This window comes from Alloalcanivorax mobilis (genome assembly GCF_002864685.1).
Lineage (GTDB): Bacteria > Pseudomonadota > Gammaproteobacteria > Pseudomonadales > Alcanivoracaceae > Alloalcanivorax > Alloalcanivorax mobilis.
On the sequence record NZ_NMQZ01000006.1, the window covers coordinates 165,512 to 178,698 of the forward strand.

Here is a 13,187-nt window from a genome sequence, read left to right on the forward strand (position 1 = left end):
GCACAGGGTCTCACCCGCGCTTTCAACTTTTCACCTTCAACTTTCAACCGCCTTCAAGGCACCAACCTGCGCGGCGCCTGCTCCCCTCGATAGAACCAATGCCGGTGCGGTGTACAAGCCAGTTCCAAAACATCGACGTTGTGCACGGTGAGCCTGAGCAGGGCGAAGTGGGCGGTGGGGGTGGCGCCGGCGGGGGTGGGTTCGCCGTGCCAGGGGCTGCCGGGCGGGGGGCCGTTGAAGCGCGCCCGGGCTTGCTCGTCGAGCCGGTCCCAGAGCCGCTGGCAGTGCTCGGCGTGCCGCTCGCGGGTGAGGAAATCCACGCGGCCGGCGAAACGCCATTGCACGCGGCTGGTGAGGTCGTACCAGCAGGCCTCGGCGCGCGGGTCGTCGGCCAGATGGCTGGCTTTAACGGAGCGCGTGTCAGTGGTGAACCAGAGCGTGTCGCCGTGGTGTTCGCGCAGGGTCAGGGTGCGCAGGCGCGGGCCCTGCTCGCCGATGCTGGCGAGCTGCATAAAGCAGTGGGGCGCGGCGGCGCGCAGGCGATCAAACCAGTGTGTCCAGGATGGGGGCGTTGTCATGGCCGTCAGTATGGCAACCGGCGTCCGGGCTGGCCATTGGCAATTGCCCCGTGGCGGGGCTAGAATCCGGCTATCGTTTTTTTGGTTTAAGGATTGGCGGTGTTTTTTCAACGTCCGCGCCACCACAAACTGACCCTTCCCCTCTCTCCCGCCTCCTGGCGATGGTGACGCTTCACCTTGCCCGCCGGTAACGGCACCTTTTTATTCGCATTCCGTCTACAATCTGACGCCTGTAAAAGATCGGGGACCACCATGTCACCACGAAATCTGGACGATTACGCCCGCCAGGGCTACACCCGCGTACCCGTGGTGCGCGAAGTGCTGGCGGATCTGGACACGCCGCTGACCGCCTACCGCAAGCTGGCCGCCGGTGCTTACAGCTATCTGTTCGAATCGGTGCAGGGCGGTGAACGCTGGGGGCGCTATTCGATCATCGGCCTGCCCGCCCGCGAAGTGGTGCGCATCGCTGGCTCGCGCATCGCGGTGAGTGGCGAGAATGGCGAGCGCGTGTTCGAGCATGACAACCCGATCGCCTGGATCGAAGAGTATCGCCAACAGTACCGCACGCCGGAGCTGCCCGATCTGCCGCGCTTCAACGGTGGGCTGGTGGGTTATTTCGGTTACGACAGCGTGCGCTATTTCGAGCCGCGCCTGGGGCCGGCGCCGGGCAAGGACGTGCTGGGCGTGCCGGACATCCTGTTGATGCGCTCCGAAGAAGTGGTGGTGTTCGATAACCTGCGTGGCAGCCTGTTCCTGATCGTGCACGTGGACCCGGCCCGCGAGGGCGCCGAGGCGGCTGCCCAGGCACGGCTTGACGAGCTGGAGCGGCAGTTGCGCGCGCCCCTGCCCGAGCCGGAGCACCGGGTGTACGGCGAGCCGGTGGACGAGACCGATTTCGTCTCCGAATTTCCCCGCGAGCTGCACGGCCAGGCGGTGGCGAAAATCCGCGAGTACATTCTCGCCGGCGATGTGATGCAGGTGGTGCCGGCTCAGCGCATGAGCTGCGATTTTCCGGCGCCGGCGATTGATCTGTACCGCGCGCTGCGCTATCTCAATCCCTCGCCGTACATGTTTTATCTGGATCTGGAGGATTTTCACATCGCCGGCTCCTCGCCGGAGATCCTTACCCGCACGGAACACGACCAGGTCACGGTACGGCCGATCGCGGGCACCCGTAAACGCGGCGCCACGCCGGAACGGGACAAGGAACTGGAAGAAGAGCTGCTCGCCGACCCCAAGGAGATCGCCGAACATCTGATGCTGATCGATCTGGGCCGCAACGACGTTGGGCGTGTCGCCAGGCCCGGCCAGGTGCGCCTGACCGGCAAGATGGAGATCGAGCGCTACTCCCATGTGATGCACATCGTCTCCAATGTGGAGGGCACCCTGCGCGAAGGCCTGGGGCCGCTGGAGGTGCTGGCGGCGACGTTCCCGGCGGGCACGCTGAGCGGCGCGCCGAAGATCCGCGCCATGGAGATCATCGATGAGCTGGAACCCACCAAACGAGGCGTCTACGGCGGCGCGGTGGGCTACATCGGCTTCAACGACGACATGGACATGGCGATCGCGATCCGCACCGCGGTGGTCAAGGATGGCCGCCTGTACGTGCAGGCCGGCGGCGGCATCGTCGCCGATTCGGTGCCGGAGATGGAGTGGAAAGAAACCATGAACAAGGCGCGCGCCGTGTTCCGCGCGGTGAACATGGCCCTGGGCGGGCTCGACCTGGGCGCGCCGATGCAAAGCGCCCCGGTGCAAAAAAGCACCCCCACGCAAACCAAAGAGGGGCAGTGATGCGCGTCCTGATGATCGACAATTACGACAGCTTCACCTACAACCTGGTGCAGTATCTTCAGGAGCTGGGTGCCGAGGTGCTGGTGCACCGCAATGACCAGATCACCCTGGGGCAGATCGAAGCCCTGGGCGTGGACCGGCTGATGATCTCGCCAGGCCCGTGCACGCCCAACGAGGCGGGCATCTCGGTGGAGGCGATCCGCCATTTCGCCGGCAAACTGCCGATTCTCGGAGTATGCCTGGGGCATCAGGCGCTGGGGCAGGCGTTCGGCGGCAAGGTGGTGCGCGCCGCCCGGGTGATGCACGGCAAGACCTCGCCGGTCCATCATAATGGCAAGGGCGTCTTCCGGGGCCTGCCGAGCCCCTATACAGCGACCCGTTATCACTCGCTGGTGCTGGAAAAAAACAGCCTGCCGGAGTGCTTCGAGGTGACCGCCTGGACCCTGGATGACCAGGGCGAAATGGACGAGATCATGGGCATGCGCCACCGGGAGTTGCCGCTGGAAGGCGTGCAGTATCATCCCGAGTCGATTCTCACCGAGCACGGCCACGATCTGTTGAATAATTTTCTTAAAGGGGAGCGCGCATGAACATCCAGGACGCCCTGGCCACGGTGGTCGAGCACATTGATCTGTCCGTTGAGCAAATGAACGGCGTGATGCGCCAGATCATGACCGGCGGCGCCACCGACGCGCAGATCGGTGGCTTCCTGGTGGCGCTGCGCATGAAGAGCGAATCCCTGGACGAGATCACCGGCGCCGCCATGGTGATGCGCGAGCTGGTTACCCCGGTGGTGTTGGAAAACCGCCGTCATCTGGTGGATATCGTCGGCACCGGCGGCGACGGCGCCAACCTGTTCAATGTGTCCACCGCCAGCGCCTTCGTGGCCGCCGCCGCCGGTTGCCGGGTGGCCAAGCACGGCAACCGCTCGGTGAGCTCGAAAAGCGGCTCCTCGGATCTGCTCGAAGCGGCCGGCATCCGCCTGGATCTGAGCCCCGTTGAAGTGGCCCAGTGCGTGGATTCCGTGGGCGTGGGGTTCATGTTCGCGCCCTCGCACCACAGTGCCATGAAGTACGCCATTGGCCCGCGCAAGGAACTGGGCATGCGCACCCTGTTCAACATTCTCGGGCCCATGACCAACCCGGCCGGTGTGCAAAGGCTGGTGGTGGGCGTGTTCTCCGACAAACTGTGCCGGCCGATGGCCGAGGTGATGGGCCGCTTGGGCGCGGAGCACGTGATGGTGGTGCACGGCCTGGACGGCCTGGATGAGATCAGCCTGGCGGGGCGCACCCATGTGGCCGAGTTCAAGGACGGCCAGGTGAGCGAATACAGCCTCACCCCCGAGGATCTGGGCATTGATTCCGCCTCCCTGGTGGGGCTGGACGTGACCGACCCGCGCGCCTCGCTGGCGTTGATTCGTGACGCCTTTGGCAAGCGTCGCCAGGCGGTCGCCGGCAAGGCCGCGGACATGATCGCCCTGAATGCCGGCGCCGCCATCTATGTGTCCGGGGTGACCCGCACCCTGCAGGAGGGCGTGCGCATGGCGGAGGATCTGATCCACAACGGCGAAGCCGCCGAACGCCTGCGCGAACTGGCCCAATTCACCTACGCCCTGAAGGAGGAAGTATGAGCACTGGCACGGTTCTGGATCGCATCATTGAGCGTAAGCGTGAGGAAATCATCGAGGGCAAACGGCGCTTCACCGTCGGTGAGCTGGAGTCGATGGCCGCCAGCCAGGGGCGACCCCGGGGTTTCATCAAACGGCTCTACGAAAGTGTGCACCTGGGGCGGCCGGCGGTGATCGCCGAGGTCAAGAAGGCCTCACCGAGCAAAGGCGTGATCCGTGAGGACTTCGATCCGGTGGACATTGCCCGCCGTTACCAGGCCGGTGGAGCCAGCGCGCTGTCGGTGCTCACCGATCAGGACTTTTTCCAGGGGCATGAGGACTATTTGCGCGCCGCGCGCAACGCCGTCGGGCTGCCGGTACTGCGCAAGGATTTTATCATTGACCCCTGGCAGGTGTTCGAGAGCCGCGCCATGGGCGCCGATGCGCTGTTGCTGATCGTCGCCGCGCTCAGCGATGCGCAGTTGAACGAACTGTATCGCGCCGCCCAGCGCGCCGGTTGCGATGTGCTGGTGGAAGTGCACACCGCCGAGGAGCTGGAGCGGGCGCTGGCCCTGAATGCGGAGCTGATCGGCATCAATAACCGCGACCTGCACACCTTCGATACTCGCCTGGACACCACTCTGGAACTGGCACAGCAGGTACCCGGCGACCACCTGGTGATCACCGAAAGCGGCATTCATACCCGCGAAGACGTGGCGCTGATGCGCAATAACGGCATCCACGCCTTCCTGGTCGGCGAGGCGTTTATGAAAGCGGAGGACCCGGGCGTGGCGTTGAAGGGGTTGTTTTTTTAGGGGCTGTTGAAGGTTAAAAGTTGAAACGCGGCCGGCGCTGGTCGTGCACCCAACGAAGGAGGCCGCGCCGGGATGCCCGGGCGCGGCCTCTTCTCCTTTCGGCCGCACCGGGGTGGGCCGCGTTTCAACTTTTAACCTTCAACTTTCAACTCATTGTGACCGGGCCGCGCCTCAGCGCGTGCCGTAAACCACCATCGTCTTGCCCTTCACGGACACCAGACCCTGTTCTTCCAGATTTTTCAGGACCCGGCCGACCATTTCGCGGGAGCAGCCGACGATGCGGCCGATTTCCTGGCGGGTCACTTTGATCTGCATGCCATCCGGGTGGGTCATGGCGTCGGGCTGTTTGCACAGGTCCAGCAGCGTGCCGGCGACGCGGCCGGTGACGTCCAGAAACGCCAGGTCACCGACCTTGCGGGTGGTGGCGCGCAGCCGCCCGGCGATCTGCGCCGACACCGCGAACAGGATGTCCGCGTCCTCGCGGGCCATCTGGCGGAATTTGGCGTAGCTCACTTCGGCCACTTCGCATTCGGTCTTGGCTTTTACCCAGGCGGAGCGGGACGGGTCCGTTTCGAACAAACCCATCTCACCGAAGAAGTCGCCTTCGTTCAGGTAAGCCATGATCATCTCGCGACCGTCGTCGTCTTCGATCATAACGGTGACCGAGCCCTTCAGAATATAATAGAGGGCATCGGATTCATCGCCGGCGTAGATAATGGTGCTCTTGGCCGGATACTTCCTGCGATGACAGTTAGCGAGAAAATGGTCCAGATTAGGAATAATTTTGTTTCCGTCGCTCATGGGGACTCTACGTAAAGCCAGAAGAAAGGCGTAGACATTTAAGCCCCAGGATATTGCCTGTTTTTTGCGGACATGCCAAGGGACATGCCTTACAACCTTGGTCGTGCCCGCCCCGGCGCCGGTTCGGCAGGCTCTTACTGTGCGCCTTTGCGGCGCTGATCGCCAGTGCCGGGGCGTCGTTCCGGGGGTGGCGAGAGGGTATGGCGAGGGGCCGCTCTATGGTACTCTGCGCCCCCGTTTCCAGGCGGCTCCGGGCGGGTCCGGCGCCGTGAGAGCCGGTGCTTCCTCCCTGGGGCGCCGGTTTGTCCGATCAGGAGAGACACAGATGAAAGCGGTGGTCCAATGGCAGGGCGAGGCCTGCTTTCAGGCGGAGTCGGAAAGCGGCCATACGGTAGTGATGGACGGTCCGCCGGATCATGGTGGTCATAATCGTGGCCCGCGGCCCATGGAGACCCTGTTGATCGGGGTCGGCGGTTGTTCCAGTTTCGACGTGGTGCACATTCTGGGCAAGTCCCGCCAGGACGTCACTGATTGCCGCTGCGAGATCAGCGCCGAGCGCGCCGACGATCAGGTGCCGGCCGTTTTTACTAAAATTCACCTGCATTTCGTGGTCTCGGGCAATAACCTCAAAGAGGCCCAGGTGAAGCGGGCGGTGGAACTTTCCGCGGAAAAATATTGCTCCGCGTCGATCATGCTGGCCCGTGGTGGCGTGGACATTACCCACAGCTACAGCATTGAAGACAGCCAGCCATGATCCCGGAGCGCAACGCGCTCCATATTGAGAATCCGGACCCGGTGAGCGATGAGGCTGTCGCGCGCCGGGGGTGAGTTCCTGCACTGTGAGCGGCACCGGCCGCCAACGGGGAAAAGCCGTGGTGAAAGATCCCAATCCCAAGATTACGGTTCATGGTTTCAACAACCTGACCAAATCATTGAGCTTTAATATCTTCGACATCGCTTACGCGAAGACCGAGCAACACCGCAAGGAATACATCGAATACATCGATGAGCTTTATAACGCTGAACGGCTGACCGAAATCCTCACCAACGTCACCCGCATTATCGGCGCGAACATTCTCAATATCGCCCGTCAGGATTACGACCCGCAGGGCGCCAGCGTCACCATGCTGATCGCCGAGCACGAAACGCCGCCCACCGGCGACTGGGACGAAGAAGCGCCCGGCCCACTGCCGGATTCAGTGGTGGCGCACCTGAACAAAAGTCATGTGACCGTGCACACCTACCCGGAATCACACCCGGATAACGGCATTTCCACCTTTCGGGTGGACGTGGACGTGTCCACCTGTGGCGTGATCTCGCCGCTGCGCGCGCTCAACTACCTGATCCACAGCTTCGATTCGGACATCGTCACCATCGATTACCGGGTGCGCGGCATGACCCGCGACGTGGACGGCACCAAGCATTACATCGATCACGACATCACCTCGATCCAGAACTTCCTCACCGAAGACACCCAGAACGCCTATCAGATGATCGACGTCAATGTGTACCAGGAGAACATCTTCCACACCAAGATGCTGCTCAAGGAATTCGAAATCGACAACTACCTGTTCGGCGCCGGCAGCGACGAGTTCGACAATGCCGAACTGGCCAACATCAAGGAGCGCCTGCGCACCGAGATGCTGGAGATTTTCTACAGCCGCAACATGTAAGCGGTGCACCGCGCCGCTCGCTTGGGCAATACGCCTGACGCCTGACGCCTGACGCCTGACGCTAAACCCGTAACCTGAAGGGTGTGGTGTGTTTCCTGCCATTCAGTAAACACACCATTGCTGTCCGCGCTGGGTTAGGCGTCTGGCGTCCGGCGTCTGGCGTCCGGCGTGTCCAGCTCGCCCCTCAAAGCCGATACGTGCTAAACGTCATCACCTTGCTCATCAACGCCATCGCCCCTTTGATCGGTGGGGGCAGGGGGGCGCCGCCGGCGTCGCTGGCGGTGATGGCGTGGCGCAGTTCGTCTTCGCGCATCTGGGTAAGGATGGCGCGGCTGCGCAGGTCGTTGTCGGGCAGGCGGGTGAGGTGATCTTCCAGGTGGCGCACCACCTGCTGTTCGGTTTCGGAGACGAAACCCAGGCTCCAGCGGTCGCCGGCCAGACCGGCGCCGGCGCCGAGGGCGTAGCTGATCGCGTAGAACAGCGGATTGAGGTGGCTGGGTACGCTGCCCAGTTCCAGAATCCGGTCTTCGCACCAGGCCAAATGGTCTTCTTCTTCGCGGGCGGCTTCTTCCATGGCGTGGCGCGCGTGGGGCAGGGTGGCGGTGCTGGCCTGGCCCTGGTAGAGCGCTTGGGCACACACTTCGCCGGTGTGGTTGATGCGCATCAAGCCAGCCACATGGCGTCGCAGGGTGTCCGGCAGGGGCGCGTCCTCGCCATTCACGGGGGCCGGGTTCTGGCGCTCCGCCCGGGTGGTGCCGGGGGTCAGGGTGCGCAGGGCGTTGTCGACCCGGCTGAGCAGCCGGTCCAGGGAAGAGAGCTGTCGGGCGGTCATGTTGGGCTCCGGAGCGGGGTTGTCGGCATGCTAGCGTTAATGGTGGGGGGAGGCTAGACGCTAGACGCCGGACGCCGGACGCCGGACGCCGGACGCCGGACGCCTGACGCCTGACGCCTGACGCCTGACGCCTGACGCTAAACCCGGCGCGGACAGCAATGGTGTGTTTACTGAACGGCAGGAAACACACCGCACTCTTCAGGCTAAGGGTTTAGCGTCCGGCGTCCGGCGTCCGGCGTCCAGCGTCAATCCCCCCGAGTAAACCGCACCAAAGCCTCCCGCAACACATTGATCTCCACCGGCTTGGGGATATGGGCGTTCATGCCGGAGGCGAGGCTGCGTTCGCGGTGCTCGCGCAGGATGTGCGCGGTGAGTGCGACGATCGGCACCGGCGCCAGGCCGTGTTCGCGCTCGTGTTGGCGAATCCGGCGGGTGGCCTCGAAGCCGTCCATTTCCGGCATTTCGCAATCCATCAGGATCAGATCGTAGCGGTTTTGTGATGCCATTTGCAGGGCCTCGCGGCCGTTGGCGGCGAGCTCGGCATCCAGGCCCAGCTTGTTGAGCATGCCTCGAATCACTTTCTGGCTGAGCTTGTGGTCCTCCACCACCAGCAGGCGCAGGCCCGGGTCGGGGGCTTGCTGACGGCCCGGTTCCGGGTGGCGCCGTTGCAGGCCGAGCTCCTCGGCCAGCACCTGTTTCAGACGCGGCGCCGACACCGGTTTGCTGAGCACCCGGTGGATGCCCACGTTGCGCGCCTCGGTGGCGGTGGGGGCATTATTGACACCGGTCAGCATGATCAGGATCGCCGGGTGGGTGATCACCGGGTCTTCCTGAATGCGGGTGGCCAGTTGCATGCCGTTGATGCCCGGCATCAGGTGATCCAGCAGCACCACGTCGTAGGGCTCGTTGAGATTGGCCTGGGTGCGTAACGAGGCCAGGGCTTCGCGGGGGTCGTGGCAGGCGGTGACGCGCATGCCCCAGCTCAACGCCAGATGGCGGATCACCCGGGTCACGGTGCTGGAGTCATCGACCACCAGCATGCTGCGGCCCTGCAGGGCGGAAATGTCGGTATCGATGCGCGGCTGGGGCGATTCCAGCGCCGGCAGGGGCACCACGAACCAGTACAGCACTTCGCTGCCGTGCTCATCGCGGAAGCCGCTGCGTCCGCCCATCGCTTCAAGCAATTGCTCGGCGATGGAAAGATTCAGGCCACTGCTGTCCTGGCGGGCGCTGCTCTCGCGCAATTCCACAATGGTGCCGGCGCGCAGCGCCGAGCCGCCCAGTTCGAAGCGCACCTGGCCGGCGCGGCCGGTGGGGTCCAGGGAAATATCGATGACCAGTTCGCCGGGCTGGGCGCGGCGGATCAGCGCGCCGATCAGGTTGGTGAGCACCTGACGCAGGCGGCCGGGATCGCCTTCCATGCGCTCGGGCAGGTTGGTGTGCACATGGGTGATCAGCTCGATCTGTTTCTCTTCGGCCCGTTCGCGGAACAGTTCCACCGCGTCCATCAACAGTTCATTGGCGTTCAGCGCCTCGCGGTTGATGTCCGCGCCCTGGGTGGAAAGCTGTGAGTATTCGAGCACGTCGTTGATGATCTTGAGCAAGCTTTCGCCGGCGTTACGAATGCCGCCGACACAGTCTTTCTGGTTGGGCGTCAGCGGTGTGTCCTCGAGGATTTCGGCCATGCCGAGAATGCCGCTGAGCGGGGTGCGCACATCGTGCCCCATGCGTGACAGGGTTTCCCGGCGGGTGGTGTCGGCGGTCTCTTCCACGGTCTGGCTGCGCCGCCGTTCCATCAGCAGGCGCAGGTCGCGTTGTTGTTGCAGCCGTAGCCCCACCGCCTGCACCACGCCGGCCAGGTTAACGGTGATCAGCAGGCACAGCGCCAGGTCAAGATCGTTCTGCAGCACCCCGATCATCGACAGGCAACTCACCACCACCGGGCTGCCGACCAGCAGGCTGCTGAGAAAATACAGCGTGCCCAGCGGCACTTCCCGGTGCCAGGCCAGCACCCCCAGGGTGACCAGCGCGGCGGCGGCGATCAGGGCGAAGCCATAGGCCAGCATGAACGCCACGGTAATCGGCAGCCAGGGCATCACCAGCAGAGACAACGGCCCGATGATCATCAGGACTTGCAGAAAACGGTCCAGGTAGGGCGCGTGGCGGCGGCTGTTGACGAAAGTACGGCCCACGCCACAGACGCTGGCCAGGGCCAGCATCAGGGTGGCGATTTTCAAGGGCGGCACCAGCGGGCCCCAGAAATCGTTGCCTGCCAGGGTTCCGGAGGAAACCAGGATCAGCGCCACCAGAAAGATCAGAAAGCCGGCGTGATAGGCGTGGCTGTGCGCTGAGCGCATCACCGCCACCAGCGCGTTGTACAGCGCCAGGGTCAGCATCATGCCCAGCAGCAGCCAGTACAGTGAGAACGCCGGGTCGTTGCTCATCGCCGCGGGCAGGGTGGTCAGCCGCAGCGAATAGACCAGGCTGCCGTGGGCGTTGATGCGCCAGTAATAGACGCGCGGCTGGCCCACCGGCAAGTCCAGCAGTTGCACCGGGGTGCGGTGCTGGAAGTGCTCGCTGGCGGCGGAAGGGCGGTAGCCGGAAGGCCCGGGCCGATAGAAGACGCTGTCGTGATAGTGGCGGGTGCCCAGCACCAGGGCGAACAGGCTCTGGCCGGCCATTTCGTTCTGGATCGACACTCGCACCCACCAGGGGTGATCGCTCAGGCCGAGCCGCTCGACGAACCGCGATGCCGGTTGGAAGTCGCCGTCAAAGCGGCCGCTGGCGATGTCCGCCACGCTCAGTGTGCCGCCGGGATCGGGCAGGTACTCGGAATAGATGGTAATGCGGGCGTCCTGGGGCAGGCTGCCTATCACGAAGGGCGGCGGCGGGGAGGCGTGGCTGGCGCTGGCCAGCAAGGTGGTCAGCACGATCAGCGGCCACCAGAAAGCGGCCGGCCGCCGCCGGCGTGGTTGACGAGGTGATCGATCCCCAGTGCCCATGATGTTCCCAATCCCTGTTGTCGCGGCGCTCCGAGTTTGGCGCTTCCCCGGCGCCGCTGCACCGCCAGAGGATAAAGGCATCGCCGGGGTCGCGTCGACCGCAGCCTCCATGACAGCGCGGTGGCGCGGGGTTAAAGGGCGGTGAACACAATGCCGCTGCCGGTGATCACCAGCAACACGAACACGCCCCGGCGCAGGGCTTTATCGGAGATGCGCGGCGGATAACGGGTACCCAGCCAGGCGGCCGCCAGGACCACTGGAATCGACAAGCCTCCCATGCGCAGCACTTCTTCGGTGATCTGCCCCTGCACGCCGACCACGGTCAGGCGCCCCACGCTCATGATCGAGAACAGCGTCACCAGGGTGATGCGAATGCGCAGCAGTGGCAGTGGCTGCCGGTAAAACTGATAGACCAGGGGTGGCCCGGACACACTGAACAGGCCGCCCAGCAGGCCACTGATCAGACCCATGCCGATAAAGCCGCCCTTGGAGGAAAGCGTTGCGCGCGGATGGGGGCGCCAGACCAGCACCAGGCCGCCGCCGATGATCATCAGCCCGAGCAGAATGCGCAGAATGTTCTGGGCGTGGTTGCTGAGACCGTTGAGCAGCAGCACGCCGACCACCATCGCCGGCATGGTGCCGATCAGGGTCAGGCGCAGGGTGGGCCAGTGCACTTTCTTCAGGCGCGGCAGCACCATCACCGTGCTGTTGGCCAGGGTCATGATGTTCATCGCCATGGCGGCCACCGGAATCGAACTGAAGTGCAACAGCGCCACCGCCGCCAGCACGAAGATGCCCAGGGCAAAGCCGGTGATCGACTGCACATAGGCGCCCAGGGCCACGGCGGCCAGAAACAGCAAGAGCGATGTGTCCATGAATGCCCCGAGGTCGCCGGCGGGGGCGCCTCTGTGTGTATGGGTGGCGCCGGCGCGGGCCGGCGGTGGTTACGGTGCGGCGGGCGGCGACACGGCTTCCGGCACCGCTGCCGGGCCGCTCTCGCGCTCCAGCACGTAGGCGTTCAGGCCAGCCTCGGAGAGCAAGTAGGCGCCCAGCTCACTGCGGCGGCCCTCGGCGCAAAGAATATAAGTGAACTCGGGCGCCAGCTTGAGCGCCTGCTGACGCAACTCCGCCAGGGGAATATGGCGGGCGCCGGGAATGCGGTCGTGGCGGGCTTCCATGGCCAGGCGCACGTCGATCAACTGGCACGGGCTTTCGCCGTCAAGTACCTGACGCTGCAACTCCTGCTCACTGATTCGCCGCACCACCGACGCCTGCACGATGGCCTGGAAGCGGGCTTTGTCCAGGGTCATCAGATCGCCGTCGCTGGTCATGGTGACGGTGGCGTTGCGCGGCTGGTCGCTGATCAGGGCGTCTTCGCCAAAAAAACGCCCTGGCCCCAGGCCGGCCAGGGTCTCCCGGCCGCGCGTGACCATCGCATGGCCGCGCTTGATCACGTAGAAGGTGTCCCCGGCGTCGCCTTCGCGGACCACTTCCTGGCCGAGCTCCACGGCGAGGGGAGTGAAGCGCATGAACAGTTCATGCAGGCGCGCCGGCGCCACCCGGGCGAACAGGCCGGAGCCGAGCAGGGCGTCCATCCAGTCGCGGTCGTCGTCGCCGGGTTTGCTTTCGGGCAGCAGATCGGAGGCGCCGGCCCAGGCCATCAGCAGGTCCAGCTTGTCGCGGTCGAGGCTATACAGAACGCACGCTTCGCGGGTGATCGCGTTGACGGTGTGGCGCGGATAATTGTCCACCGCCAGGTAGTTTTCGTCGTCGTCGGCGGCGAACGGGCGTACCGAGAAGCCGGCGTCCACCAGGTCCAGGGTGCCCTCGATCAGAAACCAGGCGACCCGGTCGACGTCGCCCCGTTTGAAGACCATGCGTCCGGCCGGCAGCCGGTGCACCTGAATCTGGTCGGCAAGCGCGTCCAGGTGAGAGGGGCTGAGGCCATCAAAAGGAATGAACGCGGCCAGCCGTGTGATCTGTGGTGTCGATGTCATGGGCTCTCCCGGCGAGCGGCGGGCCGCTGGTCAGAGCGGGAAACGCCCGACCACCAGCCCGTTATGGTCAGGGAGTCTAACAGGCTGCTGAA

Annotated in this window: 12 protein-coding genes; 6 read left to right on the forward strand and 6 right to left on the reverse strand. The window is 64.5% G+C overall.

The window, feature by feature from the left end; genetic code table 11:
* Window positions 1-53 precede the first annotated feature (53 nt).
* Window positions 54-578: a pyridoxamine 5'-phosphate oxidase family protein gene (locus CGS25_RS05600; RefSeq protein ID WP_089031128.1), complete on the reverse strand. Its 525-nt coding sequence runs from the start codon at window positions 576-578 to the stop codon at window positions 54-56.
* Window positions 579-830: 252 nt separating this feature from the next.
* Between CGS25_RS05600 and trpE the strand changes: the two genes are divergently transcribed.
* From trpE to trpC, 4 genes are read left to right on the forward strand one after another with little or no spacing between them, the layout of a single operon-like run.
* Window positions 831-2,369: an anthranilate synthase component I gene (trpE, locus tag CGS25_RS05605; protein WP_101674860.1), complete on the forward strand. Its 1,539-nt coding sequence runs from the start codon at window positions 831-833 to the stop codon at window positions 2,367-2,369.
* Window positions 2,369-2,959 (forward strand): anthranilate synthase component II, encoded by a 591-nt coding sequence (locus tag CGS25_RS05610; protein WP_089031130.1) that lies wholly within the window; start codon window positions 2,369-2,371, stop codon window positions 2,957-2,959. The genes trpE and CGS25_RS05610 overlap by 1 nt, the downstream gene beginning before the upstream one ends.
* Complete coding sequence (trpD, locus tag CGS25_RS05615; protein WP_101674861.1) at window positions 2,956-3,999, forward strand: anthranilate phosphoribosyltransferase; 1,044 nt, start codon at window positions 2,956-2,958, stop codon at window positions 3,997-3,999. Before CGS25_RS05610 ends, trpD begins: the two co-directional genes overlap by 4 nt.
* Window positions 3,996-4,790 (forward strand): indole-3-glycerol phosphate synthase TrpC, encoded by a 795-nt coding sequence (trpC, locus tag CGS25_RS05620; protein ID WP_101674862.1) that lies wholly within the window; start codon window positions 3,996-3,998, stop codon window positions 4,788-4,790. The genes trpD and trpC overlap by 4 nt, the downstream gene beginning before the upstream one ends.
* A 171-nt stretch (window positions 4,791-4,961) precedes the next feature.
* Here the strand turns inward: trpC and crp are convergent, their stop codons facing one another.
* On the reverse strand, window positions 4,962-5,591 hold the full coding sequence (gene crp / locus CGS25_RS05625; protein ID WP_089031133.1) for a cAMP-activated global transcriptional regulator CRP: 630 nt from the start codon (window positions 5,589-5,591) through the stop codon (window positions 4,962-4,964).
* 325 nt (window positions 5,592-5,916) lie between these two features.
* On the opposite strand from crp, the gene CGS25_RS05630 reads away from it, so the two are divergent.
* The gene (locus CGS25_RS05630; RefSeq protein WP_101674863.1) at window positions 5,917-6,345 is read left to right on the forward strand and encodes an OsmC family protein; all 429 of its coding nucleotides are present in this window, start codon (window positions 5,917-5,919) and stop codon (window positions 6,343-6,345) included.
* Window positions 6,346-6,463: 118 nt separating this feature from the next.
* A complete protein-coding gene (gene speD, locus CGS25_RS05635; protein ID WP_089034429.1) occupies window positions 6,464-7,264 on the forward strand; it encodes an adenosylmethionine decarboxylase in 801 nt (266 codons plus the stop codon).
* 184 nt (window positions 7,265-7,448) lie between these two features.
* On the opposite strand, the gene coq7 is transcribed toward speD, so the two are convergent.
* From coq7 to CGS25_RS05655, 4 genes are all read right to left on the reverse strand, one after another.
* On the reverse strand, window positions 7,449-8,096 hold the full coding sequence (gene coq7, locus CGS25_RS05640) for a 2-polyprenyl-3-methyl-6-methoxy-1,4-benzoquinone monooxygenase (RefSeq protein WP_101674864.1): 648 nt from the start codon (window positions 8,094-8,096) through the stop codon (window positions 7,449-7,451).
* A 245-nt stretch (window positions 8,097-8,341) separates the two neighbouring features.
* On the reverse strand, window positions 8,342-11,098 hold the full coding sequence (locus tag CGS25_RS05645) for a hybrid sensor histidine kinase/response regulator (RefSeq protein WP_101674865.1): 2,757 nt from the start codon (window positions 11,096-11,098) through the stop codon (window positions 8,342-8,344).
* Between the two features lie 131 nt (window positions 11,099-11,229).
* On the reverse strand, window positions 11,230-11,973 hold the full coding sequence (locus CGS25_RS05650; protein WP_101674866.1) for a sulfite exporter TauE/SafE family protein: 744 nt from the start codon (window positions 11,971-11,973) through the stop codon (window positions 11,230-11,232).
* Window positions 11,974-12,042: 69 nt separating this feature from the next.
* Complete coding sequence (locus CGS25_RS05655; protein ID WP_101674867.1) at window positions 12,043-13,095, reverse strand: cyclic nucleotide-binding domain-containing protein; 1,053 nt, start codon at window positions 13,093-13,095, stop codon at window positions 12,043-12,045.
* Window positions 13,096-13,187: the final 92 nt, after the last annotated feature.

Coding starts and splice junctions, on each gene's coding strand:
- CGS25_RS05600 (WP_089031128.1), bottom strand. CDS start 578: ATGACAACGCCCCCATCCTGGACACACTGGTTTGATCGCCTGCGCGCC.
- trpE (WP_101674860.1), top strand. CDS start 831: ATGTCACCACGAAATCTGGACGATTACGCCCGCCAGGGCTACACCCGC.
- CGS25_RS05610 (WP_089031130.1), top strand. CDS start 2,369: ATGCGCGTCCTGATGATCGACAATTACGACAGCTTCACCTACAACCTG.
- trpD (WP_101674861.1), top strand. CDS start 2,956: ATGAACATCCAGGACGCCCTGGCCACGGTGGTCGAGCACATTGATCTG.
- trpC (WP_101674862.1), top strand. CDS start 3,996: ATGAGCACTGGCACGGTTCTGGATCGCATCATTGAGCGTAAGCGTGAG.
- crp (WP_089031133.1), bottom strand. CDS start 5,591: ATGAGCGACGGAAACAAAATTATTCCTAATCTGGACCATTTTCTCGCT.
- CGS25_RS05630 (WP_101674863.1), top strand. CDS start 5,917: ATGAAAGCGGTGGTCCAATGGCAGGGCGAGGCCTGCTTTCAGGCGGAG.
- coq7 (WP_101674864.1), bottom strand. CDS start 8,096: ATGACCGCCCGACAGCTCTCTTCCCTGGACCGGCTGCTCAGCCGGGTC.
- CGS25_RS05645 (WP_101674865.1), bottom strand. CDS start 11,098: ATGGGCACTGGGGATCGATCACCTCGTCAACCACGCCGGCGGCGGCCG.
- CGS25_RS05650 (WP_101674866.1), bottom strand. CDS start 11,973: ATGGACACATCGCTCTTGCTGTTTCTGGCCGCCGTGGCCCTGGGCGCC.
- CGS25_RS05655 (WP_101674867.1), bottom strand. CDS start 13,095: ATGACATCGACACCACAGATCACACGGCTGGCCGCGTTCATTCCTTTT.